Annotated in this window: 25 protein-coding genes; 12 read left to right on the top strand and 13 right to left on the bottom strand. The window is 67.0% G+C overall.

The annotated features are described in order from the left end of the window. Positions 1-352 precede the first annotated feature (352 nt). Both E8F11_RS22210 and E8F11_RS22215 read right to left on the bottom strand, forming a co-directional pair. The gene (locus E8F11_RS22210) at positions 353-1,552 is read right to left on the bottom strand and encodes an MFS transporter (protein WP_280291041.1); all 1,200 of its coding nucleotides are present in this window, start codon (positions 1,550-1,552) and stop codon (positions 353-355) included. After that, on the bottom strand, positions 1,549-1,689 hold the full coding sequence (locus E8F11_RS22215) for a hypothetical protein (RefSeq protein WP_280291042.1): 141 nt from the start codon (positions 1,687-1,689) through the stop codon (positions 1,549-1,551). Before E8F11_RS22215 ends, E8F11_RS22210 begins: the two co-directional genes overlap by 4 nt. A gap of 144 nt (positions 1,690-1,833) precedes the next feature. Between E8F11_RS22215 and E8F11_RS22220 the strand changes: the two genes are divergently transcribed. The 11 genes from E8F11_RS22220 (at position 1,834) to E8F11_RS22270 (ending at position 15,147) form a co-directional block, all read left to right on the top strand. Further along, entirely contained in the window at positions 1,834-2,931 is a 1,098-nt protein-coding gene (locus tag E8F11_RS22220) for an efflux RND transporter periplasmic adaptor subunit (protein WP_280291043.1), read from the top strand. Between the two features lies 1 nt (position 2,932). Beyond that, positions 2,933-6,010 carry an efflux RND transporter permease subunit gene (locus E8F11_RS22225; protein ID WP_280291044.1) on the top strand — a complete coding sequence of 1,026 codons (3,078 nt, stop codon included), beginning with the start codon at positions 2,933-2,935 and terminating at the stop codon, positions 6,008-6,010. A gap of 225 nt (positions 6,011-6,235) precedes the next feature. Further along, the gene (locus E8F11_RS22230) at positions 6,236-6,388 is read left to right on the top strand and encodes a PSPA7_2676 family Cys-rich small protein (RefSeq protein WP_280291045.1); all 153 of its coding nucleotides are present in this window, start codon (positions 6,236-6,238) and stop codon (positions 6,386-6,388) included. 125 nt (positions 6,389-6,513) lie between these two features. Continuing rightward, positions 6,514-7,668, top strand: a complete 1,155-nt coding sequence (locus E8F11_RS22235; RefSeq protein WP_280291046.1) for a methyl-accepting chemotaxis protein — start codon at positions 6,514-6,516, stop codon at positions 7,666-7,668. A 254-nt stretch (positions 7,669-7,922) separates the two neighbouring features. Then, positions 7,923-8,288 (top strand): response regulator, encoded by a 366-nt coding sequence (locus E8F11_RS22240; RefSeq protein ID WP_280291047.1) that lies wholly within the window; start codon positions 7,923-7,925, stop codon positions 8,286-8,288. 21 nt (positions 8,289-8,309) lie between these two features. After that, positions 8,310-10,082 (top strand): chemotaxis protein CheW, encoded by a 1,773-nt coding sequence (locus E8F11_RS22245; RefSeq protein WP_280291049.1) that lies wholly within the window; start codon positions 8,310-8,312, stop codon positions 10,080-10,082. Then, entirely contained in the window at positions 10,069-10,554 is a 486-nt protein-coding gene (locus E8F11_RS22250) for a chemotaxis protein CheW (RefSeq protein ID WP_280291050.1), read from the top strand. Before E8F11_RS22245 ends, E8F11_RS22250 begins: the two co-directional genes overlap by 14 nt. Positions 10,555-10,570: 16 nt before the next feature. Beyond that, on the top strand, positions 10,571-12,577 hold the full coding sequence (locus E8F11_RS22255) for a methyl-accepting chemotaxis protein (protein WP_280291051.1): 2,007 nt from the start codon (positions 10,571-10,573) through the stop codon (positions 12,575-12,577). Positions 12,578-12,636: 59 nt separating this feature from the next. Further along, positions 12,637-13,482: a CheR family methyltransferase gene (locus tag E8F11_RS22260; RefSeq protein ID WP_280291052.1), complete on the top strand. Its 846-nt coding sequence runs from the start codon at positions 12,637-12,639 to the stop codon at positions 13,480-13,482. Further along, positions 13,479-14,090 (top strand): chemoreceptor glutamine deamidase CheD, encoded by a 612-nt coding sequence (cheD, locus tag E8F11_RS22265; protein WP_280291053.1) that lies wholly within the window; start codon positions 13,479-13,481, stop codon positions 14,088-14,090. Before E8F11_RS22260 ends, cheD begins: the two co-directional genes overlap by 4 nt. Positions 14,091-14,094: 4 nt before the next feature. After that, complete coding sequence (locus E8F11_RS22270) at positions 14,095-15,147, top strand: chemotaxis response regulator protein-glutamate methylesterase (RefSeq protein WP_280291054.1); 1,053 nt, start codon at positions 14,095-14,097, stop codon at positions 15,145-15,147. Positions 15,148-15,298: 151 nt separating this feature from the next. Here the strand turns inward: E8F11_RS22270 and dmpG are convergent, their stop codons facing one another. Genes dmpG through E8F11_RS22290 form a run of 4 tightly spaced genes read right to left on the bottom strand, consistent with a single transcriptional unit; the run spans position 15,299 to position 18,887 of the window. Next, positions 15,299-16,333 (bottom strand): 4-hydroxy-2-oxovalerate aldolase, encoded by a 1,035-nt coding sequence (gene dmpG, locus E8F11_RS22275; RefSeq protein ID WP_280291055.1) that lies wholly within the window; start codon positions 16,331-16,333, stop codon positions 15,299-15,301. A gap of 13 nt (positions 16,334-16,346) precedes the next feature. Next, positions 16,347-17,255 carry an acetaldehyde dehydrogenase (acetylating) gene (locus E8F11_RS22280; protein WP_280291056.1) on the bottom strand — a complete coding sequence of 303 codons (909 nt, stop codon included), beginning with the start codon at positions 17,253-17,255 and terminating at the stop codon, positions 16,347-16,349. A gap of 16 nt (positions 17,256-17,271) precedes the next feature. Next, complete coding sequence (locus E8F11_RS22285) at positions 17,272-18,063, bottom strand: fumarylacetoacetate hydrolase family protein (protein WP_280291057.1); 792 nt, start codon at positions 18,061-18,063, stop codon at positions 17,272-17,274. Continuing rightward, positions 18,060-18,887: an alpha/beta fold hydrolase gene (locus E8F11_RS22290; protein WP_280291058.1), complete on the bottom strand. Its 828-nt coding sequence runs from the start codon at positions 18,885-18,887 to the stop codon at positions 18,060-18,062. The genes E8F11_RS22285 and E8F11_RS22290 overlap by 4 nt, the downstream gene beginning before the upstream one ends. Positions 18,888-19,210: 323 nt before the next feature. On the opposite strand from E8F11_RS22290, the gene E8F11_RS22295 reads away from it, so the two are divergent. Further along, positions 19,211-19,984 (top strand): SDR family oxidoreductase, encoded by a 774-nt coding sequence (locus E8F11_RS22295; RefSeq protein ID WP_280291059.1) that lies wholly within the window; start codon positions 19,211-19,213, stop codon positions 19,982-19,984. Positions 19,985-20,060: 76 nt separating this feature from the next. Here E8F11_RS22295 and E8F11_RS22300 read toward each other — a convergent pair whose 3' ends face one another. From E8F11_RS22300 to E8F11_RS22330, 7 genes are all read right to left on the bottom strand, one after another. Continuing rightward, complete coding sequence (locus E8F11_RS22300) at positions 20,061-20,504, bottom strand: nuclear transport factor 2 family protein (RefSeq protein WP_280291060.1); 444 nt, start codon at positions 20,502-20,504, stop codon at positions 20,061-20,063. Then, positions 20,501-20,887 (bottom strand): nuclear transport factor 2 family protein, encoded by a 387-nt coding sequence (locus tag E8F11_RS22305; protein ID WP_280291061.1) that lies wholly within the window; start codon positions 20,885-20,887, stop codon positions 20,501-20,503. The genes E8F11_RS22300 and E8F11_RS22305 overlap by 4 nt, the downstream gene beginning before the upstream one ends. An 11-nt stretch (positions 20,888-20,898) precedes the next feature. Next, entirely contained in the window at positions 20,899-22,101 is a 1,203-nt protein-coding gene (locus E8F11_RS22310; protein WP_280291062.1) for an acetyl-CoA C-acyltransferase, read from the bottom strand. A 158-nt stretch (positions 22,102-22,259) separates the two neighbouring features. After that, positions 22,260-22,721 (bottom strand): MaoC family dehydratase, encoded by a 462-nt coding sequence (locus tag E8F11_RS22315; protein WP_280291063.1) that lies wholly within the window; start codon positions 22,719-22,721, stop codon positions 22,260-22,262. 2 nt (positions 22,722-22,723) lie between these two features. After that, positions 22,724-23,506, bottom strand: coding sequence for an SDR family oxidoreductase (locus E8F11_RS22320; RefSeq protein ID WP_280291064.1), 783 nt, complete (start codon positions 23,504-23,506; stop codon positions 22,724-22,726). A 14-nt stretch (positions 23,507-23,520) separates the two neighbouring features. Further along, complete coding sequence (locus E8F11_RS22325; protein ID WP_280291065.1) at positions 23,521-24,714, bottom strand: acyl-CoA dehydrogenase family protein; 1,194 nt, start codon at positions 24,712-24,714, stop codon at positions 23,521-23,523. Then, positions 24,711-25,868: an acyl-CoA dehydrogenase family protein gene (locus E8F11_RS22330; RefSeq protein ID WP_280291066.1), complete on the bottom strand. Its 1,158-nt coding sequence runs from the start codon at positions 25,866-25,868 to the stop codon at positions 24,711-24,713. The genes E8F11_RS22325 and E8F11_RS22330 overlap by 4 nt, the downstream gene beginning before the upstream one ends. Positions 25,869-26,103 lie beyond the last annotated feature (235 nt).

The raw sequence follows: 26,103 nt of genomic DNA on the forward strand, positions 1-26,103 counted from the left end.
TCCCCCTCTGCAACGATTCCGCTCGGCCTTCTGACGGGGCGGGGTCCTTGCCTCACCTCTTTCACACAAGTTCAGGCAACGACTGGGCATCAGAATTGCTGCGCCCTATCCGGCGCGAGTCACCCCTCTACCCCTGGGAGAGGGGCGGGGGTGAGGGATGTATCAGGCAGGCGTGCAGGCCTAAAAGGTCCGTGCTAGACGCTTCTATTCGGTACTGCAACAGCTAACGCAGACAGAGCCAATTCATTCGCTTTGGGCAGCACAGCTGCCCCCCTGGAATCTTCCTGGGCAGGCCTTCGGCCTGCTGAGCCAATGAATTCGCCGCCACGGATTCACACATTCTCCAGACCGCTCACCCCGCCGCCGAAACCGCCGCGCTGCGTGCCTTGCGCGTCATCACCGTAAAGGCGCTGATGGCGGCCAGGGCGAACAGGGCTTGCACGCCGATCATCGGCCAGGCGGTGCCGTCCTGCAGGGCGCCGAGCAGCAGGCCGCTGCAAGTGGCGCCGAGCATCTGGGCGAAGCCCATCAGGCCGGCGGCCAGGCCCGCTCGGTGGGCGTTGGGCATGACCACACCGGCCACCGAGGCCGGGATCAACATGCCGCCGCCCAGGGTCACCAGCACCTGCGGCAGCGAGAGGCCGAGCACCGAGAGCCCGAGGGAGGCGTGCACCAGCAGGGTGCCGGTGGCGCCCAGGGCCACCAGGCTGACGCCGATGCCGACGATGCGCTGCGGCCCCAACTGCATGATGCGCCGCTGGGTGAACAGGGCCCCGGCGATCAACCCGGAAATGGTCGCGCCGAAGGCCAGGCCGTATTCCGCCGAACTCAGGCCCAGCAGGCCGATATAGACCGCGGATGAGCCCGCCACCACCGCGAACATCGCTCCGTAAGTGCCCGCGAGGGTCAGCGCCAGGGCGCGGCTGGATCGCTGCGTCAGCAGGTCGAAGTAGTCCCGCGCCAGGGTCGCCGGGTGGCCGGCCTTGGGATCGAGGCTCGGGTTCGATTCGCGGTAGAAGGCCAATACCGCCAGCAGAGCGAGGCTGCCCAACGCCAGGGAGGCGAAGATGGGCGCGTGCCAGCCGCCCCACTGGGTCAGCAGGCCGCCCAGCATGGGGGCCAGGGCGATGGCGGTGAGCATCCCGATCACGGTCATCGCGAGGGCTGGCGCCGCCTGGGCCTTCCACACATCGCGGACGATGGCCCGTGCCAGCACCAGCGCGGCGCAGGCGCCCAGACCCTGGGCGACGCGGCCGAGGATGAAGTCACTCATGCTGTCGGCCAGCAGCATCCAGGCTGTGGCAGCGAGGTAGAGGCTGAGCCCGCCGATCAGCACCGGGCGGCGGCCCACCCGGTCGGACAGCGGCCCCAGCAGCAATTGGCCGAGACCGAAGGCGGCGACGAAAGCGGACAGTGCGGCGAGGCTGGCGCCATGCCCGGCGCCCAGGCCCTGCTCGATGCCGCCGAGGGCGGGAATGATGAGTTGGGTGGAGATTTCCCCCAGGGCGGTCAGCACCATGAGGATCGCCAGCAGCAGGCGGGACGGGTTCATTGCTCGGCTCCTTCTTCGTCGGTAGCCAACGCCAGGGACATCAGCTGCCATTCCAGGGCCTGCCAATCATCGCTGCCGACACCGGAGGGCGCAGCGCAGCTCGCACCGTTCTCCACCTTTTCTTCTACGTGGTTCATCGCGGGTACCTCCGTTGGTCGCTCAGCCCCTGGGCCGACGATTTAAATGACGAGTGACATATATACACGAAATTAGATTATGCCTATCATATTTTCGACTTGCGGTTGTCCCGCCCCGTCGCCGCCGAACCCGAGGATCGCTCCATGAATCGTCCGCACAACGCCCTTCTTGCCCTGATCCCCGTCGCCCTGCTGGCCTTGAGTGGCTGCCACAGCCAGGCCGACAGCACAGTGACAGCTCCCCTGCCCCGCGCCGTGCTGGTGACCCAGGTGCAGGCCGCCGTCCAGCAGGACGCGCTCTATACCGGCGTGGTGGCACCCCGCACGGCCAGTGACCTGGGCTTTCGCGTCGGCGGCAAGGTGATCGCGCGCAAGGTGGACCCGGGCACCCGCGTGGCCAAGGGCGACGTCCTTCTGGTGCTGGACAACACCGATTTCGAACTGGCCCTGCGCGCCGCCCGCAACCGGGTGACGGCCGCCGAAGCCGAACTTCGCCAGGCCAGTGACGACGAAAGGCGCTACCGCCGCCTGACCGGCACCGGTGCCGTGTCCCGGCAGATCTACGATCAGGCCAACACGCGCCTGCGGGTGGCCCAGGCCGAGCAGGCCGCCGCCACTTCCGAAGCGGCCCAGGTGGAGAACCGCCGCGCTTACTCCACCCTCAAGGCCGATGCCGATGGCGTGATCACCGACGTGCGGGTCGACCGCGGCCAGGTGGTCGCCGAGGGTCAAGTGGTGGCCAGCCTGGCCCACGACGGCGCCCGCGAGGCGGTGATCGACATCCCGGAAACCCAACGCGCCCTGGCCAACCATCCGGCGCGTGCCTATCCCTACGGCGCCACGGCCGACGCGGTACCCGCCACCCTGCGCGAACTCTCCGCAGCGGCCGACGCTACCACCCGCACTTTCCGCGCCCGCTACACCCTGGGCGGCGATTCGGCGGCCCTGGCCATCGGCTCCACCATCACCCTGCGCCTGGACGGCGCCACCAAGGCGCAGCAGTTGCGCGTGCCCATCGGCGCCCTTCACGACAAGGGCCAGGGCACCGGTGTCTGGGTCATAGGCGCGGACAACAAGGTGGAATTGCGACCAGTGCGCGTCGTGCGCCTGGAGCAGGAACAGGCGGTCCTGGAAGGCAGCCTGCAGCCCGGTGAGCGCATCGTCGCCCTCGGCGCCCACCTGCTGAACGCGGGCGACAGCATTCGCGAACTGCCGGCGCCCTCGCTGGCCATGGAGCGCTGACATGGGCCGCTTCAACCTCTCCGCCTTCGCGGTACACAACCGGGCCGTCACCCTGTTCCTGATCATCGCCACCCTGGTCGCCGGCGCCTTCGCCTTCAGCAAGCTGGGCCGCGCCGAAGACCCGTCCTTCACGGTCAAGACCATGACCGTCACCGCCGCCTGGCCCGGCGCCACCGCGCGGGAGATGCAGGAACAGGTGGCCGACCGCCTGGAGAAGCGCCTGCAGGAACTGGACTTCTACGACCGCGTGGAAACCATCTCCCAACCCGGCTTCGTCTCGATGAAGATCCAGTTCCTCGACTCCACCCGGCCGGGGGACATCCAGGAGCTGTTCTACCAGACCCGCAAGAAGCTCTCCGACGAAGCCAAGCGCCTGCCCCAGGGCGTGATCGGGCCCTTCTTCAATGACGAATACTCGGATGTCTACTTCGCCCTGTATGCCCTGGAGGCCGAGCAACTGCCCCACCGCCAGCTGGTGCAGATGGCCGAGGACATGCGCCAGAGCCTGTTAGGCCTGCCCGGGGTGAAGAAGGTCAACATCCTCGGCGAGCAGCCCCAGCGCATCTTCGTCGAGTTCTCCTACGAGCGCCTGGCCACCCTGGGCCTCAAGCCCGAGCAGATCTTCGAGGCCCTGGCCAAGCAGAACGGCGTGGCCCCGGCGGGCTTCGTCGAGACCGCCGGCCCGCGCGCCTACATCCGCCTGGACGGCGCCTTCGACAGCCTGAAACTGATCGAGAACGTACCGATCAACGCCAACGGCAAGCTGCTGCGCATCGCCGATGTCGCCACCGTGCAGCGCGGCTACGAGGACCCGCCGAGCTTCCGCATCCGCCACCAGGGCGCGCCGGCGCTGATGCTCGGCGTGATCATGGACCCGCACTTCAACGGCCTGGACCTGGACAAGTCCCTGCAGGCGGCGGAAGAGCGCATCCACGCCGACCTGCCGCTCGGCGTACGCTTCGACAAGGTCTCCGACCAGGCCGAGAAAATCCGCCTGGCGGTGGGCGAATTCATGATCAAGTTCTTCGTCGCCCTCGGCGTGGTCATGCTCATCAGCCTGATCGCCCTGGGCTTTCGCGTTGGCCTGGTGGTGGCCGCCGCCGTGCCACTGACCCTGTCCATCGTCTTCGTGGTGATGCTGATGACCGGTCGCGAGTTCGACCGCATCACCCTCGGCGCGCTGATCCTCTCCCTCGGTCTGCTGGTGGACGACGCCATCATCGCCATCGAGATGATGGTGGTGAAACTCGAGGAAGGCCTGGACCGCGTCCAGGCCGCTACCTTCGCCTGGACTTCGACCGCCGCGCCCATGCTCACCGGCACCCTGGTGACCGTGATCGGCTTCCTGCCGGTGGGCTTTGCCAAGTCCGGTGCGGGCGAATATGCCGGCAACATCTTCTGGATAGTCGGCTTCGCCTTGCTCGCCTCCTGGCTGGTGGCGGTGTTCTTCACGCCCTACCTGGGGGTCAAGCTGCTGCCCAACATCAAGCCGGTGCCTGGCGGCCACGAGGCGCTCTACGCCACCCGCCTCTACCAGCGCCTGCGCGCCCTGGTCACCTGGTGCGTAAGCCACCGCAAGACGGTCACCGCCCTGGTGGTGCTCGCCTTCATCGGCAGCGGCCTGGGCATGGGCGTGGTGAAGAAGCAGTTCTTCCCCAACTCCGACCGATCGGAGCTGCTGGTAGAGGTCTACATGCCCCCGGGCAGCGCCTTCAAGGCCACCGAGGCCGTGGTCGCGCAACTGGAAAAAGCCCTGCTGGAAGAGCCTCAGACCCGTCTGGTGGACGCCTATGTGGGTGGCGGCGCGCCGCGCTTCTTCCTCTCCCTGAACCCCGAGTTGCCGGACCCGGCCTTCGCCAAGCTGATCGTGCAGACCGCTGACTCCAAGGCGCGCGACGCCCTCAAGGCGCGCATGCGCGAGCGCATCGCTGCCGGCGAATTCCCCTCGGCGCGGGTGCGCGTCACCCAACTGGTGTTCGGCCCGCCGGTGCCCTTCCCGGTGGTGTTCCGCGTTTCCGGCCCGGACCTCGACCAGCTGCGGCAGATCAGCGAAGAGGTGCGCACCGTGGTCGCCGCCAACGCCATGACCCGCGACACCTTCGTCGACTGGGGCGAGCGCAGCAGCGCCTATCGCCTGGTGCTGGACCAGGACCGCCTGCGCCTGCTCGGCTTCACTCCCAATGAGGTGAAGTCGCAGCTCAATGCCCTGCTTACCGGCAACCCGGTGACCGAAGTGCGCGAAGGCACTCGTACCGTGGCTGTGATGGTGCGGGCGCTGAATGCCCAGCGGGAAAACCTAGGCGGTATCGAGGGCCTGACCATCACCAACGCCGCCGGCGTCTCGGTGCCCCTGGAACAGGTGGGTCGCTTCCAGGCGGTGATGGAGGAACCCATCCTCAAGCGCCGCGACCGCGAGCCCACCTTCGAAGTGCGCGCCGACATCATTGCCGGCACCCAGCCGCCGGATGTGGAAAAGGCCGTGTACGCCGAGTTGCAGCCGCTGATCGCCAAGCTGCCGGCGGGCTACAAGGTGACCATCGCCGGCCCGGTGGAGGAAAGCGCCAAGGCCAACAAGGCCCTCGCCGCGCTGTTCCCGGTGATGATCCTGCTGACCCTGGTGGTAATCATGTTCCAGGTGCGCTCCTTCGGCGTGATGTTCATGGTCTTCGCCACCGCCCCGCTGGGAGTCATAGGCGCGGTGCCGGCGCTGCTGCTGTTCGACCAGCCCTTCGGCTTCAATGCCATCCTGGCGCTGATCGGCATCGGCGGCATCCTGATGCGCAACACCCTGATCTTCACCGACCAGATCGAGCAGGAGCGGGCTCACGGCCGGCCGCTGCGCGAGGCGATCATCGAGGCCACGGTACGCCGCGCCCGCCCGGTGCTGCTCACCGCCCTGGCCGCAGCCCTGGCCTTCATTCCCCTGACCTTCTCGGTGTTCTGGTCATCCCTGGCCTATGTGCTGATCGGCGGGGTTCTGGTGGGTACCGTGCTGACCCTGCTGTTCCTGCCGGCGCTCTGTGCGTTGGTCCTGCGGACCCGGGAAAAACCGGCAGAGGCCGATCTGGCCCTGAACTGACGACGGGCACGCCCGGGGCCGCGAGGCAGCCCCGGGCACCTGGCTCAGTCACCAGCGGTACCTCCCCCCCGACCAACGGTCCCACCGCTCGACCTTTTAGGTTGCCGGCTCTAGGGCGCCCGACCGATCCTCGCCCCCGATCCATGCCTCCAACAAGAACCAGGCGAGTGCAGTCCCATCCACCACTGCCGATCGAACCAGGGGGTCAGCCCCGGGGGAGGAGCCATGCGTATTCGTTGCTTTCTGTTCGGTTGTCGCTGGACCGAGGGTTTCCGCACCGAGGTGGGCGCCGTGCCCATGATCTGCCAGCGCTGCCTGCGCTGCGGTGCCCAGCGCTACCTGAGCCTGCCGGAGGAGGAGGCAGAAACGACCGGATGAATGGCGAAGGAAGCTGGCAGATAGCCATTTGACAGCACGCCACGACCCTCTAGTTTTAACCAGCGTTGCCGATGGCCTCTACAGGCACCGTCGTTCGGTCAAACAACCTGGCAAGGGAGTGCACCATGTCGCATTCGTCGTCCGTCAACGCCTGCAAGGGCCTGGCACTGCACTCCCTGGTCTGGCTGGCCTGCGCCGGCATGCTCGCCCTCGACCTGCCGGCCTGGCCGGCCTTGGGCGGGGGATGGCTGGCCAGCCTGCTGCTGGTCTGGCTGCAACGGGAGACAGCTTCCGTTGCGACCGCGGCCAGCCAGCAGCAACCCACCGCAGCGCCTGACTGGCGGCAGGCCCAGGATGCCCTGGACGACCAGCTCGGCACCCTCCAGGCCCATACCGGGCAGATAGACGGCCTGCTGCAGGACGCCATCCAGCGCCTCGGCGACAGTTTCCGCGGCCTCGCCGCACGCATCGATCAGCAGCGCACCCACTCCCATTCCCTGATCGAACGCTTCGGCAGCCAGCAGGCGGACAACGACGGCATGAACTTCCAGGAGTTCATCGCCACCACCCGCAACACCCTAGGCCTGTTCGTCGAGGCCACCCTGGAAACCAGCCAGACCTCCCAGGAGCTGGTGAAACGCATGGACCGGGTGACGCAGAAGATCGCCGATATCCTGAAATCCACCCAGGATATGGACGCCATCGCCAAGCAGACCAACCTGCTGGCGCTGAACGCCGCCATCGAGGCGGCTCGCGCCGGCGAGAGCGGCCGTGGCTTCGCCGTGGTGGCGGACGAGGTGCGCGCCCTGTCCACCCGCTCCACCGGCTTCTCGGAACAGATCCGCCAGCACGTCGACGTGGTCTATCGGGAACTCCAGGACGCCGACGCCGCCATCGCCCAGCTGGCCGACAAGGACATGGGCTTCGCCCTGGACTCCAAGCAGCAGGTCCACCACATGCTGGAAGACCTGGAAGGCATGAACCGCCACACCCTGAAGGTGATCCAGGAACTGGACCGTCTATCCCTGGAAGTGGGCACGGGCGTCGACCAGGCCATCACCGCCCTGCAATTCCAGGACATGAGCAGCCAGTTGCTCGGGCAGATGTGCAGGCACTTCGCCAAGCTCGGCGGATTCGCCGCCGGCCTCGGCGGCCTGCGCAGCCTGGCGCCGGAGCAATGGCCGGAGCGGATGGAAAACGAGACCGCCGAACTGCGCAAACCCGTCGCCAACCCGGTGAGCCAGAGCAGCGTCAAGGCGGGTGAGGTGGAGCTTTTCTGATCGGATAGGCATCAGCCCTTCGCCGCCCATCAGGACGACGAATGACTGACGCCAGGAACTGGACGCACCGAGGGCACCCATCTACACATAAGCATGGCCACTAGCCATCAACCCTGAAGGCAAGGGTTCCGTAGGTTGGCGCAGAGCGAAGCCCAACATGCGGGCTTTCAGCTGCAATCGTTGGGCTTCGCTTCGCTCTGCGCCAACCTACAAAAGCTTCATCCCAGAAAAAGCGGCATGGAGAGCGGCACCTGATGAGCAAGCAGATCCTGATAGTCGACGATTCGGCATCGATAAGGCAGATGCTGAGCTTCACCCTCAAGGCCGCCGGCTACCTGGTGGACGAGGCGGTGGATGGCAAGGACGGCCTGGGCAAGGCCCAGAGCAAGGCCTACAACCTGGTCTTCACCGACCAGAACATGCCGAACATGGATGGCATCAGCCTGATCCGCAGCCTGCGCGGGCTGCCCGGTTACCGCGCCACGCCGATCCTGATGCTGACCACCGAATCCAGCGACGCCATGAAGCAGCAAGGCAAGTCGGCCGGGGCCACCGGTTGGCTGGTCAAGCCCTTCGATCCGTCGAAGCTGCTGGAAGTCACCCGCAAGGTCCTCCCCTGACCCTGGCACAAGGCGCTTTCCATGAGCGACGGGATGAACCAGTTCCTCCAGGTGTTCTTCGAGGAAACCGAAGAACACCTGGCCAGCCTCGAACTGCTGCTGCTCGGCCTCGACCTGCAGCGGCCCGACGCAGAAGAGCTCAACGGCATATTCCGCGCCGCCCATTCCATCAAGGGCTCGGCCGGCATGTTCGGCTTCGACGACCTGACCGCCGTGACCCACGAGCTGGAAACCCTGCTCGACCGCATCCGCAGTGGCCAGCTGGCCCTGCGCGCGGAAATGGTCGACCTGTTCCTGCAGGCCCGCGATGTACTGATGCGCTTGCTCGACGCCCACCGCCGGCAGCGGCCGGATCCGAGCGTGCCGGTGGCGGAAACCGTCGCCCGCCTGCGAGCACTTCTGCAGGACGCCCCGGTTGCCGCCGAGGACAACGGCTTCGGTTTCTTCGATGACGCCCCTGGAGCGCCCTCCGAGGCCCAGGACACGGCCTTCGGCTTCTTCGAGCAGGCACCCGGCACCCCGTCCGCAGTGGTGACGTCCCCCGAGCCGCCAAATCCGGCCCCTGCCTCGCCATTACCAGCGGGCAAGCCGGGCGAAAGCGAATCCAGCTCGATCCGCGTCAGCGTGGAAAAGATCGACAGCCTGATCAACCTGGTGGGCGAGCTGGTCATCACCCAGGCCATGCTCGGTCAGCTCGGCGGCGCCCTGGACCCCAGCCAGCACGAGCGCATCCATCAGGCCCTGGCGCAGCTGGAGCACAACACCCGCGACCTGCAGGAATCGGTGATGTCGATCCGCATGTTGCCCATCAGCTTCATCTTCACCCGCTTCCCGCGCCTGGTACGCGACACCTCGGCGCGCCTGGGCAAGCAGGTCGAGCTGCTGCTGCAGGGCGAGCACACCGAACTCGACAAGGGCGTGGCCGAGCGCCTGAGCGACCCGCTCACCCATATCGTGCGCAACAGCATCGACCACGGCATCGAACTGCCCGAGGCGCGACTGGCCGCCGGCAAGCCGGCCAGCGGCACGGTGCGCCTGGGCGCCTTCCACCAGGGGGGCAGCATAGTGGTCGAAATCAGCGACGACGGCCGCGGGCTGGACCGCGAGCGCATCCTCGCCAAGGCCCGCGAGAAGAACCTGGCGGTGCACGACGCCATGAGCGACGCGGAGGTCTGGCAGCTGATCTTCATGCCCGGCTTCTCCACCGCCGAAGTGGTCACCGACCTCTCCGGGCGCGGCGTCGGCATGGACGTGGTCAAGCGCAATATCCAGGCCATGGGCGGGCGCATCGACATCGAATCGGCCGCGGGCCTGGGCACCCGCATCAGCATCCGCCTGCCGCTGACCCTGGCGATCCTCGACGGCCTGATTGTCGCCGTGGCGCGCACCCACTACGTGATCCCGCTGACCTACATAGTCGAGTCCCTGCAACCCAAGGCCGCCGACATCCGCAGCCTGGGCGGCGAGGAAGGCGCGGTGATCCGCGTGCGCGGCGAATACCTGCCACTGATCTCGCTGCACGACCTGCTCGGCGAGACCACCCCGCCATTGCCGGCCGAGCAGTCCATAGTGGTCATCCTCGAAGCCGACGGCCGCCACTTCGCCCTGCAGGTGGACGACCTGGTGGGCCAGCAGCAAGTGGTGATCAAGAGCCTGGAACAGAACTTCCGCCGGATCGATGGCATCGCCGGCGCCACCATCATGGGCGACGGCAGCGTCGCCCTGATCCTCGACGTCGACGCCCTGCCGGGCCTGGCGCAACAACAAGGAGCAGCGCTGCATGAACTCCCCTAGTGCGGAACAGGCCGGGCAAACGGCCCAGGAGTACCTGACCTTCACCCTCGGCCGTGAGGAGTACGCCATCGACATACTCCGGGTGCAGGAAATTCGCGGCTACGACCAGGTCACCGCCATCGCCAACAGCCCGGCCTTCATCAAGGGCGTGATCAACCTGCGCGGCGCCATCGTTCCCATCGTCGACCTGCGCATCAAGTTCAACCTGGCCGACGTCGGCTACGACCAGTTCACCGTGGTCATCATCCTCAACGTCGGCCGGCGCATCGTCGGCGCGGTGGTGGACTCGGTGTCCGACGTGATCGCCCTCGGCCGCGAAGAGATCAAGCCGCCGCCGGAATTCGGCGCCAGCTTCGATACCGAATACCTGCTGGGCCTTGCCACCGTGGCCGAGCGGATGCTGATCCTGGTGGATATCGAGAAGCTGATGACCAGCCGCGAAATGGCCCTGGTCGAAGCAGCCGCAGCCTGACACAAGGGGAAAATCCATGGGTCTGTTCAACGGAAAAGCACAAGCACAGCTTCGCGCGCAGCATCTGGCCGGCCTGATCCAGGCCCTGGCCGACGGCAACCTCGATCAACCCATAGGCCAGAGCGACGACCCCATCTGGACGCAGGTCTATGACGGCCTCGCGCGCCTGCAGAAGGGGCTGCGCCAGCAACAGGCGGAAGCCGTGCAGACCGAGGCGCTGGACAAGGCCCTGGTGGAAATGACCCGCCAGCACAGCGACGGCTGGATCGACCAGATCATCCCGGTGGAGCGCCTTTCCGGCACCCAGGCACGCATCGCCACCGGCATCAACGAGCTGGTGGCCGCGCACATTGCGGTGAAGATGCAGGTGGTGCGGGTGGTCACCGCCTACGGCAACAGCGACTTCAGCCGCGACATGGACCGCCTGCCGGGCAAGAAGGCACAGATCACCGAAGCCATCGACGGCGTGCGCGACCGCCTCCAGGCCGCCGCCCGGGCCGCCGCTGAGAACACCCGGATCAAGAGCGCCCTGGACAATTGCAGCACCAACGTGATGATCGCCGACGGCGATCGCACCATCATCTACATGAACAAGACCGTCACCAGCATGCTGCAGAACGCCGAGGCGGACCTGCGCAAGGCACTGCCCAGCTTCTCGGTCAGCAAGTTGCTGGGCGGCTCGATCGACCAGTTCCACAAGAACCCCGAGCACCAGAAGCGCCTGCTCGCCACCTTCACCAGCACCTTCAAGACGCAGATCGAAGTCGGCGGGCGGACCTTCGGCCTGGTGGCCAACCCGGTCATCAGCGACAGCGGCGAGCGTCTGGGCTCGGTGGTGGAATGGGCCGACCGCACGGCGGAGGTCCAGGTCGAGCGCGAAGTGGCCGCGCTGGTCGGCGCCGCGGCGGCCGGCGACTTCTCCAAGCGCATCAGCGAAGAAGGCAAGAGCGGCTTCATCCTCAACCTCGCCAGCGGCCTGAACAGCCTGGTGGACACCGCCGACAAGGGCCTCAAGGATGTCTCGCGGATGCTCGGCGCCCTCGCCCAGGGCGACCTCTCGCAAAGCATCAGCGCCGACTACCAGGGCACCTTCGGTGAGCTAAAGGATTACTCCAACGAAACCGCGCAGAGCCTGTCACGCATGCTCGGGCAGATCCGCGAGGCCGCCGACACCATCAACACCGCCGCCGGCGAAATCTCCAGCGGCAACGCCGAACTCTCCACCCGCACCGAGCAGCAGGCCTCCAGCCTGGAAGAAACCGCTTCGAGCATGGAGGAACTGACCAGCACGGTGAAACTCAACGCCGAGAACGCGCGACAGGCCAACTCCCTGGCGGTGAACGCCTCGGAAGTGGCCACCGAGGGCGGCAACGTGGTGCAGAAGGTGGTCAGCACCATGACCGCCATCAACGAGTCGGCTCGGAAAATCGCCGACATCATCGGCGTTATCGACGGCATCGCCTTCCAGACCAACATCCTCGCCCTCAACGCCGCAGTGGAAGCCGCCCGCGCCGGCGAGCAGGGCCGCGGCTTCGCCGTGGTGGCGGCCGAGGTGCGCACCCTGGCGCAGCGCTCGGCGGCGGCGGCCAAGGAGATCAAGACGCTGATCTCCGACTCGGTGAGCAAGGTAGAAAACGGCAACACCCTGGTGGCCCAGGCCGGCCAGACCATGAGCGACATCGTCATCGCCATCAAGCGGGTCACTGACATCATGGCCGAGATCGCCGCCGCCTCCACCGAACAGAGCCGCGGCATCGAGGAGGTCAACGGCGCAGTGAACCAGATGGACGAGATGACCCAGCAGAACGCCGCCCTGGTGGAACAGGCCGCCGCGGCCGCCGAAGCCCTGCAGGAACAGGCCGGCCTGATGGCGCAGTCGGTGGCGGTGTTCAAGCTGGACCCGGCCCACGCCGGCCAGCCTTCCGCCGCCCGCAGTGGCACCCGTCAGGCCCCGGCGGCGCGGCAGCAGCGGGCCGCCGGGCGCCCGGCACGGAGCAAGGAAGAGGAATGGGAAGAGTTCTAGCAGTCGGCTGACGATGCTCCCCCCGGCACCCTGGCGCCGGGGGTTTCCGAGGTAACGCGATGAACGCGCTGGTTCTGGGCGAACACGAGTTCGGCTACAACGACCACGACTTCGAGCAGGTGCGCAGCCGGCTCTATCGCCGTGCCGGGATCAGCCTGGCCGCCAGCAAGCGGCAGATGGTCTACAGCCGCCTGGCGCGACGCCTGCGCCGGCTCGAGTTGCCATGCTTTTCCAGCTACCTGGCCTACCTCGACCAGCACCCCGAGGAATGGCAGCCCTTTATCAATTGCCTGACCACCAACATCACCGCCTTCTTCCGCGAACGGCACCACTTCGCGCATCTCGCCGCCCTGGCCAGCGAACCCCAGCGCCGAGGCCGGCCACTGCGCTTCTGGTCAGCCGCTTCCAGCACCGGGGAAGAGCCCTACTCCATGGCGATCGCCCTGCACCAGGCCCTGGGCGACCGCGCCCAGGGCGTGCAGATCATCGCCTCGGACATCGACACCGGCGTGCTGGAAACCGCGCGGCGTGGCGTCTATTCGCTGGAGCGCATCGACCAGTTGGAGCCTGAGCTGAAGAAGCGCTACTTCCAGCGCGGCACCGGCAGCAATTCCGGCCTGGCGCGTGTGGTCCCGGAGTTGCGGCAGATGGTGGAGTTCCGCCGCATCAACCTGCTGGATGTGGACTGGCGCCTGCCCGGCGGCTTCGACGGGATCTTCTGCCGCAACGTGATGATCTACTTCGACAAGACCACCCAGTCCCAGCTTCTGGAGCGCATGGTGCGGCTGCTGCGGCCGGACGGTCTATTCTTTGCCGGGCACTCGGAGAGCTTTGTCCAGGCCAGCCATGTGGTGAAGCTGGTCAGCCGCACCGTCTACAGGCCCATTACAGGAGTTCCGGCATGAAAGGAGAAACCGCAGGCGCCATCGCCGCCAATCGCTACTTCGACCCCGACTACCAGCTGCCGGCAGTCAAGGTGCTGCCAGGCGAGTACTACGTCACCAGCGAAGACCAGGTGCTGGTCACCGTGCTCGGCAGCTGCCTGGCCGTCTGCCTGTTCGACCACCAACGCGGCATTGGCGGCATGAACCACTTCCTGTTGCCCGAGACCGGCCGAGGCAGCGGGCTGGCCAGCGCCGTCACCCACCACGGGGTGCGCATCATGGAACAGCTCATCGAGGAGATGCTGCGCCAGGGCGCCCGCCGCCACCAGCTGGAAGCCAAGGTGTTCGGCGCCGGCAACCTGCCCAACGACCTGCTGCGCCACGACGCCACCCTGCGCACCGTGGAATTCGTCCACAGCTACCTGGACACCGAAGGCATTCCCCTGCTGGGCGAGGATGTGCTGGGCGCATACGCGCGCAAGATCTACATCTTCCCGTCCAGCGGCAAGGTGCTGCTGAAGAAGCTCAGGAGCCTGCACAACGACACCATCCTGCAGCGCGAACTGGAATACATCCTCTACCTCAAGCGCGGCGAAGCGTTGGGCCCCTACGACCTGTTCAAGGAGTGAACGCGTGGCGATCAAGGTCCTGGTGGTGGACGACTCCGCGCTGATCCGCAGCCTGCTCAGCGAGATCGTCCGCGCCGACGCCGAACTGCAACTGGTGGGCGTGGCGCCCGACGCTTTCGCCGCCCGCGACCTGATCAAGCAGCATTCGCCCGACGTCATCACCCTGGACGTGGAAATGCCGCGCATGGACGGCCTGACCTTCCTCGACAAGCTGATGAAGGGCCGGCCGACGCCCGTGGTGATGATTTCCTCCCTCACCGAGCGCGGTTCGGAGGCCACCCTGCGCGCCCTGGAGCTGGGCGCCATCGACTTCGTCGCCAAGCCGAAGCTGGGCATCGCCGAAGGCATGCAGGCCTATGCCGAGGAGATCCGCGCCAAGCTCAAGGTGGCCGCCCGCGCGCGCATGGTCCGGCGCAACCCGGCCACCGCGCAGCGCCCCGTGGAGCGAGGCCTGCCCATAGTCGGTACCGAAAAACTCATCGCCATCGGCGCCTCCACCGGCGGCACCGAAGCCATCAAGGATGTGCTGCTCGGCTTGCCGGCGGACAGCCCGGGCGTGGTCATCACCCAGCACATGCCGCCGGGCTTCACCCGCTCATTCGCCGCGCGGCTGGACCGCCTCTGCCGCATCAGCGTCTGTGAGGCCCGCGACGGCGACCGCATCCTCCCCGGCACCGCCCTCCTCGCCCCCGGCGGCCTGCACATGGAAGTGGCGCGCTCCGGCGCCAACTACGTGGCACGGCTATCGGAAGCCCCGCCGGTCAATGGCCACCGCCCGGCCGTGGATGTGATGTTCAACAGCGCCGCCCGCTGCGCCGGGCGCAACCTGATCGCCGCCCTGCTCACCGGCATGGGCAAGGACGGCGCCCGCGGCCTGCTGGAAATCCGCGAGTCCGGCGGCTACACCGTCGCCCAGGACGAAGCCAGTTGCGTGGTCTATGGCATGCCCCGGGAAGCCGCCGAGATAGGCGCGGCGGAAGCGGTGCTGCCGCTGGAGGAGATAGGCCCGGCGCTGCTGGCGCAGGCCAGGAAAAGAGGGAGTGGCAACAGGGTGTGAGGCTCTGCGCGAGACTTACTTCCCTCACCCCCGGCCCCTCTCCCGAAGGGAGAGGGGTGACTCACGGCTCAGCCATCTCGCGGACTGCCCCCTCTCCCTCAGGGAGAGGGCTGGGGTGAGGGAAACCCGGTCCCGCTCGCTGCCTGGACCCTCAGGTCGGCAACACCCCACGCTGGCGCGACATGGTAAGGGCCAGGTCCTCGATCATGTCCTCCTGCCCACCCACGGTGCCGCGACGGCCCAGTTCCACCAGCAGCTCGCGGGCCTGGATGCCGTACTTCTGCTCGGCGCGCTTGGCGAACAACAGGAACGAGCTGTAGACGCCGGCATAGCCCAGGGTCAGGGCATCGCGGTCGACGCGGATCGGCTGGTCCATCATCGGCACCACCAGGTCCTCGGCCACGTCCATGATCTTGTAGAGGTCGATGCCGGTCTGCACGCCCATGCGCTCCAGCACCGCCACGAACACCTCCAGCGGGGTGTTGCCGGCGCCAGCGCCGAGGCCCGCCACCGAGCCGTCGATGCGCGCGGCGCCGGCCTCGATGGCCGCCAGGGAGTTGGCGATCGCCATGCCCATGTTGTGGTGGCCGTGGAAGCCCACCTCGACATTGGCATCCAGCCCGGCGCGCAGCACGCCGATCTTCTCGGTCACTTCGTCGGGCAGCATGTAGCCGGCCGAGTCGGTGCAGTAGATGCAGTTGGCGCCGTAGCTCTGCATCAGCCTTGCTTGTTCGAGCAATTTCTCGGCGCTGACCATGTGCGCCATCATCAGGAAGCCGACGGTGTCGAGACCCATCTTCGCCGCCATGCCGATGTGCTGGCCGGAGACGTCGGCCTCGGTGCAATGGGTGGCGACGCGGATGGTGGACACGCCGCAGTCGTGGGCCATCTTCAGGTGGTCGACCGTGCCGATACCCGGCAGCAGGAGGGCGGAAACCTTGGCCTGCTTGAGCTTGGGAATCACCGCGTCGAAGTACTCCTCGTCGCTGTGGGCCGGGAAGCCGTAGTTCAGCGAGGAGCCGCCCAGGCCGTCGCCGTGGGTGATCTCGATCAGCGGCACGCCGGCGGCGTCGAGGCCGGTGGCCACCGCGACCATCTCGTCCAGGCTGATCTGGTGGCGCTTGGCATGCATGCCGTCGCGCAGGCTCATGTCGTGCAGGCGCACGCTCTTACCTTGAAGGTTCATGGGGTATCTCCAATCAACGGGCTGGGAGCGTCAGGGCGCCCTTGTGGGCTTCTTCGGCGAACATCTCGGCGGTGCGCAGGCCGGCGGCGGTCATGATGTCCAGGTTGCCGGCGGACTTGGGCAGGAAGTCGCCCAGGCCTTCTACCTCGATGAAGATCGACACCTTGCGGCCGTCGAACACCGGGCCGTTGATCAGCTTGTAGCCCGGCACGTAGCGCTGCACTTCCTTGACCATGTGCAGCACCGAGGCACGGATTTCCGCCTGGTCCGGCTCACCTTCGGTGAGGCAGTGGATGGTGTCGCGCATCATCAGCGGCGGTTCGGCCGGGTTGATCACGATGATGGCCTTGCCGCGCTTGGCGCCGCCGATTTTCTCCACGGCACCGGCGGTAGTGCGGGTGAACTCGTCGATGTTCTGCCGGGTGCCCGGGCCCACCGAGCGCGAGGACACGGTGGCGACAATCTCGCCATACTCCACCGGCTGCACGCGGGAGACCGCCGCCACCATGGGGATGGTGGCCTGGCCGCCGCAGGTGACCATGTTGACGTTCAGCGCCAGCTTGGCCGCATGCTCCTTGAGGTTCACCGGCGGCACGCAGTAGGGGCCGATGGCCGCCGGGGTGAGGTCGATCATGATCACGCCAAGCTCGTTGAGCTTGCGGCTGTTCTCCGCATGCACATAAGCCGAGGTGGCGTCGAAGGCGATGCGGATATCGTCGTCCAGCACATGGGGCAGCAGGCCGTCGACACCCTCTGACGTGGTCTTCAGGCCGAATTCGGCGGCACGCTTGAGGCCTTCGGAAGTCGGGTCGACGCCCACCATCCACACCGGTTCGATCCATTCCGAACGGCGCATCTTGATCAGCAGGTCGGTACCAATATTGCCCGGCCCGATGATGGCCGCTTTCAGTTTCTTGCTCATCTCCATTCCCCCGGAGTCAGGCGCAGAAGGACACCCGGGCGCTGCCCAGGCCATCGATGGTCAGTGAGAATTCGTCGCCGGAGCGGGCCGGTTCCAGCGGCACCAGCGAGCCGGAGAGGATGATTTCCCCGGCCTTGAACGGGATGCCGAAGGCACCCAGGGTGTTGGCCAGCCAGGCCACCGCGGTGAGCGGGTTGCCCTGCACCGCCGAGCCCAGGCCTTCGCTGATCTTTTCGCCGTTCTTGAATACCTGCATGCGCAGGTTCGGCAGGTCCAGCTCGCGCGGGTCGCGCGCCTCGCGGCCGATCACGAAGACTCCGCAGGAGGCGTTGTCGGCCACGGTGTCCTGGATGCGGATCTTCCAGTCGTGGATGCGCGAGTCGACGATCTCGAAGCAGGGCATCACGCATTCGGTGGCGTCCAGCACGTCCTGCTCGGTGACGCCGGGGCCCACCAGGTCGTGCTTGAGCTTGAAGGCAATCTCGCCCTCGGCGCGGGGCTGGATCAGGCGATTGGCGGAGAGGGAAATCTCCGCCCCGTCGTCGAACCACATCTCGCGGGTGATGAAGCCGAAGTCCGGCTGGTGCACGTTGAGCATGCGCTGCACGGCCTCGGAGGTGACGCCGATCTTCTTGCCGACTATGGCGTCGCCCGCCGCCACGCGGCGCTCGATGCTGTAGAGGGAAATGCGGTAGGCGTCCTCGATGGTGATTTCCGGCCAGCGGTCGGTCAGGGGGGCCAGGGTCTGGGCCTTCAGCAGGGCCTGGTAGAGCTCTTCACCGTACTGGCGTTGCAGGGCTTCGCTCATGGCCGGCCCTCCGCGAGGAAGTCCAGGCAGGTGCGGTTGAACAGCTCGCGGTGCTCCACCATCACCCAGTGGCCGCATTCGCTGAGCATCACGAAACGGATGTTGCGACAGGCCTCCAGCATGGTCTGGGCGCCGGAGGATGGGCAGAACTTGTCGTTCATGCCCCAGAAGCCGAGGATCGGGCAGGCCAGCTCGGACAGGCGCGCGGCCATGTTCGGCACCTGCATGGTGCTGAGCACGCAGCGCGGCTGCTGCTGCACCACGGCAACGCGCTCGTTGACGGTTTCATCGCTGATCAGGCTCGGGTCGAAGAGCTGCAGCCCGAGCAGGCGGCGCATGCCGTCGGCGTCGTTCAGCTCGCCGTTGGCAAAGGCCGCGCCCATCTTCTGGATGCCTTCCATCTGCAGGTAGTACTGCTCCTTCTCCATCAGTCCGCCGGGGGCCATCAGCACCAGGCGGCTGACGCGCTGCGGCGCATCCAGCGCCAGCTTGATGGCGATGGCGCCGCCCAGGGAGTTGCCCACCAGCACGCAGCGCTGGATATCCAGGGCGTCCAGCAGACCGGTCAGGGCGTCGACGAAGAAGTCCAGGCTGTAGGTGGTTTCCGGCTTGTCGGAACGGCCGTAGCCCGGCAGGTCCGGGACGATGGCGCGGTAGCCGAAGCTGGCAAACACCGGGTAGTTCTGCTTGAAGTTGCTGTGGCCGCTGGCGCCGGGGCCGCTGCCATGGATGAAGACCACCGGCTCGCCCTCGCCGGCCTCCAGATAGTGCAGGCGCAGGCCATCCGGCAGCGTGACGAATCGCCCTTGCGGTAGCGCGTCCATGGGACTCTCCTCGGCTTGTAGTTGTGTCGGGATTATTCGGGCGGGCCGGGCGGGCAACATCGTCCGAGAGGACTAGCAACCGCAGCGGGCTGTTTCCTGTGGGCTGATTTTCTGTGGGGGCGAATTCATTCGCTAAGCAGACCGCAGGTCTGCCCTGCAAGGCCCCAGGGGCAGCTGCGCTGCCCGTAGCGAATGAATTCGCCCCCACAAGGAGTCCCTCCACAAGATCTCTGCCCCGCATCGCCCCTAGTCCTCTCGGACGTGGGCGAATCGCCGTGCAATCCCTAGCCTCTCCCCATCGAGAACCGACAAGCGAGGCAGCCATGGGCGACCCGATGGATTTCAGCGGCAAGGTGGTACTGGTGACCGGTGGCGGCAAGGGTGTGGGGCGCGGCATCAGCCAGCGCTTCCTCGAACGCGGCGCCCAGGTGGTGATCTGCGGGCGCAACGCCCCGGAGGAGCTGCCGGCCCACAATGGCCGCGAAGCGGCGTTCCTGCCCTGCGACGTGCGCGACCTGGACCAGTTGCAGGGCCTGGTGGATGCCATTGCCGAGCGCTTCGGGCGCCTGGACGTGCTGGTCAACAACGCCGGCGGCGCACCTCATGCGGATGCCGCCACGGTTTCACCGCGCTTCTCCGAATCCATCATCCGCCTCAACCTGCTGGCCCCGCTCAACCTCTGCCAGCTGGCCAACCGGGTGATGCAGGAGCAGGTCGAAGGCGGCGTCATCATCAATATCTGCAGCGTCAGCGCCATCCGCCCCTCCCCCGGTACCGCCGCCTATGGCGCCGCCAAGGCCGGACTGCTCAACCTGACCCGCTCGCTGGCAGTGGAGTGGGCGCCGAAGGTGCGGGTGAACGCGGTGACTGCTGGGCTGATCCTCACCGAGCAGGCCGAGATGCATTACGGCGATGCCGAGGGCGTGGCGCGGGTGGCCGCCAGCATTCCCCTGCAACGCATGGCCAGCCCTGGCGATATAGGCGATGCCTGCCTGTACCTGGCGTCACCCATGGCCGGGTACGTGAGCGGCGTGGATATCTGTGTGCATGGCGGTGGGGAGAATCCGGCGTTCCTGGAAGCGGCGGGAGTGAATTGAGAAGCCGATGGGTATCGCTCCGCTCCACCCATCCTACGGAGTGCCACGTAGGATGGGTGGAGCAACGCGATACCCATCAGGTCCGCGCAGCGGACTCCACCATCGAATGCGCCCTGAAGGCCGTCTCGACTATCTTCCACTGCCCATCGATGCACCGGTAACGGTCCTGGTAGACCCCGCCCAGCTGCCGCGTGGCGCCGGTTTCCGCGTCCAGGTTGAAGTAGTACAGCGCCCAGCGCGCCTTGGCTTCGTCCTCGGCAACCAGCTCGATCTCCGGGTTGGCGCCGTGATGCAGGTCGATCACCCGCTCGTTGCAAGCCAGCGATTCGTAGAGCGCGACGAAGCTGTCGCGGTCCCCGAAGGAGCCGACGGGGCCGTAGTCGATGGCGATCTCGCCTTCGGCGAAGCAGTCGCGGATCGCCGCCACCTGCTTCAGGTCGCAGGCGTTGAGGTAGCGGTGCTTGAGCTGGCGGATGGCCTCGACGGCTTCGAGGCGGGCAATGCGTTGTTCCAGGTTCATGGCTGTTCCCTCGCGATCATGTTGGCTTCGCCCCAATAGGCTTTCATGGAGCGGATTCGGCCGTCGGCGTCGAACTCCATCACATCGATCACCTCGATGGTGCTGAGGCGACCGCCCCAGTCGAGGTCGACGCAAAAGGGCACGGCGCCGCAGCCGCGGGTGGCGCGGATCGAACCGTCGAGGCGGGCGGTGGCGTCCAGGCGCCCCAGCCCCTCGCGGTAGAAGCGCGCGATGGCCTCGATGCCCACGTAGGGCGGCTTGCCCACCGGGTCCTCGACCACCGCGTCCGCTGCATACAGGGCGAGGATGCCGTCGATATCGACGGCACTCACCAGTTCCACATAGCGGGCGAGTGTCGCCCGCACCTGCTGTTCACTGATCATCGAGATGCTCCTCAGGCCACTTCGAACAGGGCGGCAGCGCCCATGCCGCCGCCGATGCACATGGTCACCACCACGTAACGCAGACCGCGGCGCTTGCCCTCGATCAGCGCGTGGCCGACCATCCGCGCGCCGGACATGCCGAACGGGTGGCCGATGGAGATGGCGCCGCCGTTGACGTTCAGGCGCTCGTCGGGAATCCCCAGGGTGTCGCGGCAGTGGATCACCTGGCAGGCGAACGCCTCGTTCAGCTCCCAGAGGCCGATGTGGTCCATCTTCAGGCCGTGACGCTTGAGCAGCTTGGGAATGGCATAGACCGGGCCGATGCCCATCTCGTCAGCGTTGCAGCCGGCCACCGCCAGGCCGCGGTAGATGCCGAGGGGCTCCAGGCCACGGCGCTCGGCCATCTGCGCGCTCATCAGCAAGGATGCCGAAGCGCCGTCGGAGAGTTGCGAGGCGTTGCCGGCGGTGATGAAGCGGCCGGCGCTGGTCCACTGGCCGCCCTGCCACACCGGCTCCAGCGCCTGCAGGCTTTCGCGGGTGGTGTCGGCACGGTTGCATTCGTCGCGGGTCAGGGTCACAGATTCGTGGCGGCTCTCGCCCGTAGCCTTGTCCAGCACCAGCTTGCGCACGGTGAGCGGCGCGAGTTCCGCGTCGAACAATCCGGCGCTCTGCGCCAGCGCGGTACGCATCTGGCTGTGGTAGCTGTACTCGTCCTGGGCCTCGCGGGAGATGCCATAGCGTTCGGAAACGATCTCCGCCGTTTCGATCATCGGGATATAGGCGCGCGGGTCGTGTAGCAGCACCGCTTCGGACTGGTTGCGGTAGCTGTTCTTGTGCTTGTTCTGCACCAGGGAGATGGACTCCAGGCCACCGGCCACGGCGATGTCGATCTCGTCGCACATGATGCTCTTGGCAGCCAGGGCGATGCTCATCAGGCCCGAAGAGCACTGGCGCTCCACCGCCATGCCGGAGACGCTGTTCGGCAGGCCGGCGGCCACCGCGCAGAGGCGACCGAGGTTATAGGCCTGGGTGCCCTGCTGGGCGGCGGCGCCCATGATCACGTCGTCCACCTCGCCCGGTTCGATGCCGGCGCGGCGCACCGCCTCGCGCACTACATGGCCGCCCATCAGCGGCGCCTCGGTGTCGTTGAAGGCCCCACGGAAGGCCTTGCCGATGGGGGTACGGGCGGTGGAGACGATTACGGCTTCTTTCATCTGGTTGTCCTCGAATTCATTGGCCTGCTGGGGCCTCTTTTTGTGGGGGCGAATTCATTCGCTAAGGGCAGCGCAGCTGCCCCGTTTGGCCTCGCAGGGCAGACTTGCGGTCTGCATAGCGAATGAATTCGCCCCCACAGGAAAAGCAAAGGCAGGCCTCAGCCCGCCGGGTAGTAGCGGCTGATGGTGTCCACCACACAGCCGGGACGCTCTTCTCCCTCGATCTCCACGCTGACGCGGATGGTGGCCTGCACCCCGCCCTTCACTTCCTCGGCGGCCACCAGCTGGGCGCTGCCGCGTACCCGACTGCCGGCGCGCACCACGTTGGGGAAGCGCACCTTGTCGCAGCCGTAGTTCACCCCCATGGAAATGCCGCGTACCTCGACAATCTGCGGCAGGAACAGGTTGACCAGGGCCAGGGTCAGGTAGCCGTGGGCAATGCAGGCACCGAAGGGGCCGCTGGCGGCGCGAGCCGGGTCGACGTGAATCCACTGGTGATCGCCGGTGGCTTCGGCGAACTGGTCGATGCGCGACTGCTCCACGCTGATCCAGTCGCTGTGGCCGAGTTGCTCGCCGACGCGTTCCAGCAGGGCGAAGGGAGTGTCGAAAATGACCGCCATGCTCAGGCCCTCTGGCTGGAGACCGACAGCACTTCGCCGGTCATGTAGGAGCTGTAGTCGCTGGCCAGGAACATCATCACGTTGGCCACTTCCCAGACTTCGGCGGCGCGGCCGAAGGCCTCGCGCGAGGCGAGCTGGTCGAGGAGTTCCTTGGGCGCGGATTTCTTCAGGAAGTCGTGCAGGGCGATGCTCGGGCTCACCGCGTTGATGCGGATGCCATGCTCGGCAGCTTCCACCGCCGCGCAGCGGGTCAGTGCCATCACCCCGGCCTTGGCCGCGGCGTAGTGGCTCTGCTCCTTCTGCGCACGCCAGCCGAGCACCGAGGCGTTGTTGACGATCACGCCCCGCTGGCGCTCCATCATCTTCGGCAGCATGGCGCGGGTCATGCGCATGGTGCCGGTGAGGGTCACGTCCAGCACCCGGTTCCACTCCTCGTCGCTCATCTCCACCAGCAAGCGGGAGCCGCCCATGCCGGCGTTGTTGATCAGCACATCGACGCCGTCCAGGTCACGTTCGGCGGCGGCCACCAGGGCCTGCACCTGTTCTTCCGAGGTGACGTTGCACTCGCGGGTGTAGACCCTGTCCAGCCCGGTGGCTTCGCGGATCTTCAGGGCCGCTTCCTGCAGACGGCCTTCGTGGATGTCGCTGATCATCAGCGCCCGGCAGCCTTCCTCGGCGGCACGCAGGGCGGCGGAGTAGCCGATGCCGGCGCCGGCCGCGGCGGTAATCAGCACCGACTTGCCGCGCAGCAGGCCATGGCCGGGAACGTAGTTGGGAATGTTCATGCAAGGTCCTCGAATCAGGCGCGCACGCGCGGCTCGCGGGGCATGCCCAGCGCGCGTTCGGCGATGATGTTGCGTTGGATTTCGTTGGTGCCGCCGTAGATGGTGTCGGAGCGGCTGAAGAGGAACATCGACTGCAGGCGGCCCAGCTCGTAGGGACCGCCTTCCAGCAGCTCGGCGTCCGGGCCGAGCACGTCCATGGCCAGCTTGCCCAGGTCGACGTGCCAGTTGGCCCAGCACAGCTTGTAGATCATCGCCTCGCGGCGCAGCGAGCCGTCCTGGGCACCGGAAAGCATGCGCAGGGAGTTGTAGCGCAGGATGCGCAGCCCGCCCCAGGCTTCGGCGATGCGCTGGCGCAGCAGCGGGTCGCGGTCGGCGCCGTTGGCCTTGGCAATGCGGATGATTTCTTCCAGTTCGTTCTGGAACAGCATCTGCTGGCCGAGTGTAGACACGCCGCGCTCGAAACCGAGCAGGGCCATGGCGATCTTCCAGCCATCGCCGGGCGCGCCGAGGATATTGGTGGCGTCGGTTTCGGCATCATCGAAGAACACCTCGTTGAACTCCGAGGTGCCGGTGAGCTGCTCGATCGGGCGCACCGTGATGCCGGACTGGGCCATGGGCACCAGCAGGAAGGACAGGCCCTGGTGGCCGACGCTGCCCGCTGTGGTGCGGGCAATCACGAAGCACCACTCGGACTCGTGGGCGAGCGAGGTCCAGACCTTCTGCCCGCTGATGCGCCATTTGCCGCTGGCTTCGTCCAGCACCGCGCGGGTCTTCACGTTGGCCAGGTCCGAGCCGGCACCCGGTTCGGAATAACCCTGGCACCAGAATTCGGTGCCGGCGACTATCCCCGGCAGCAGCCGGCGCTTCTGCTCCTCGGTGCCGAACGCGGCGATGGTCGGCCCGGCCAGGCCTTCGCCTATGTGGCCCATGCGCCCCGGCCCGCCGACGCGGGCGTATTCCTCGTGGAAGATCACCTGCTGGCTGATGGACAGGCCGCGCCCGCCGTGCTCCTTCGCCCAGCCGACGCAGGTCCAGCCACCTTCGGCGAGCTTGCGCTCCCAGGCCTTGCGCTCCTCGGGGAAGCTGTGTTCGTCCCCCGGCCCGCCGCGAAAGCGCAACGGCTCGAACTCGCCGCACAGGTTGTCCGCCAACCAGCTGGCGACCTCGAGGCGGAAGGCTTCATCGGCCTCACTGAAACTGATCTTCATGCGATTTCCCCCAGGAGGGCGGCGGCGATGCGCTCGCGGTGCCAGGACGGCGCGCCGAGGAAGGCCTCGCTGGCCCGGGCGCGCTTGAAATAGAGGTGCGGGTCGTATTCCCAGGTGAAGCCGACGCCACCGTGCAACTGGATGGACTCCGCCGCGCAGTGGAAGAAGGCTTCCGAGCAGCGCGCCTTGGCCAGGGCAGCGGCCAGGGGCAGTTCGCCGGCGACCGCGGCCTCGCCATTGGCCGCCAGGGCTTCCTCGGCCACACAGGCGGCGTAGTAGGCGGCGGAGCGTGCGCACTCCACCTCCAGCATCATGTCGGCGGCGCGGTGCTTGATAGCCTGGAAGCTGGCGATGGCGCGGCCGAACTGCTGGCGCTCGGCGACGTAGGCCAGGGTCAGGTCGAGGGCCTGCTGGGCGCCGCCGGTCTGCTCGGCGGCCTGGGCCGCACAGGCCAGCTGCAGGACCTTCTCCAGCAACTCGCCACCCTGCCCCGGCGCGCCCAGGCGGGCATCGGCCTGCACATAGACCTGCTGCAGGCTCACCTCGGCGAGCTTGCGGGTCTGGTCCAGGGTGGGCGTGAGGCGACGGCTGATGCCGGCGGTGTCGGCCGGCACGGCAAACAGGCTGACGCCCTCGCTGTCGCGAGCGGCGACGATCAGCAGGCCGGCGCTGTGGCCATCCACCACCTGGCGCAGGGTGCCGTCGATCACGAAACCGCTGCCCTCGGCACGGACGCTGGCCTGCACCGCGTCCAGGCCGTTGCGGTTGTTGCTCGCCCAGGCCAGGGTGGCGGTCAGGCTGCCCTCCGCCAGCTGCGGCAGCCAGCGCTGCTTCTGCGCCTGGTCGCCGCCCAGCAGCAAGGCCGGGGTGGCCAGGCAGGCGCTGGCGAAAAAGGGTGAACAGAGCAGGCGCCGGCCCATCTGCTCCAGCAGGATGGCCAGCTCGACGAAGCCCAGGCCAAGGCCGCCGTACTCTTCGGGGATATGGATGGCCGGCCAGACCATCTCGGTGCACAGGCGCTGCCAGAGCGCGGGGTCATGGCCCAGCTCGCTGGCCATGGCCGCCCGCACGGCGGCGGAGTCGGATACATCCGCGAGAAAGCTCTCGGCGGACTCGCGGATCATCTCCTGCTCATCGCTGAACGCGAATTCCATAAGGCTGCCTTCTTGTCGTTCTGGGGGCGCGCGCCCCCGGTGGGGAGGAGTCTGGCGGCTTGCTCGAGGCGGGGAATCGTCCGGATGGACGACGAGAGGAACGGCCGTTGTGGCGGGGTAAATCTGTAGGGGCGAATTCATTCGCCAAGGGCAGCAAAGCTGCCCAAGTAGGATGGGTCGAGCGGCGTTCCGTGAGTGCAGTGAAACCCAACGCGGGGCCTCGCAGGCAATGAAG

The organism is Pseudomonas sp. BN417, assembly GCF_029871205.1.
Taxonomy (GTDB): Bacteria; Pseudomonadota; Gammaproteobacteria; order Pseudomonadales; family Pseudomonadaceae; genus Metapseudomonas.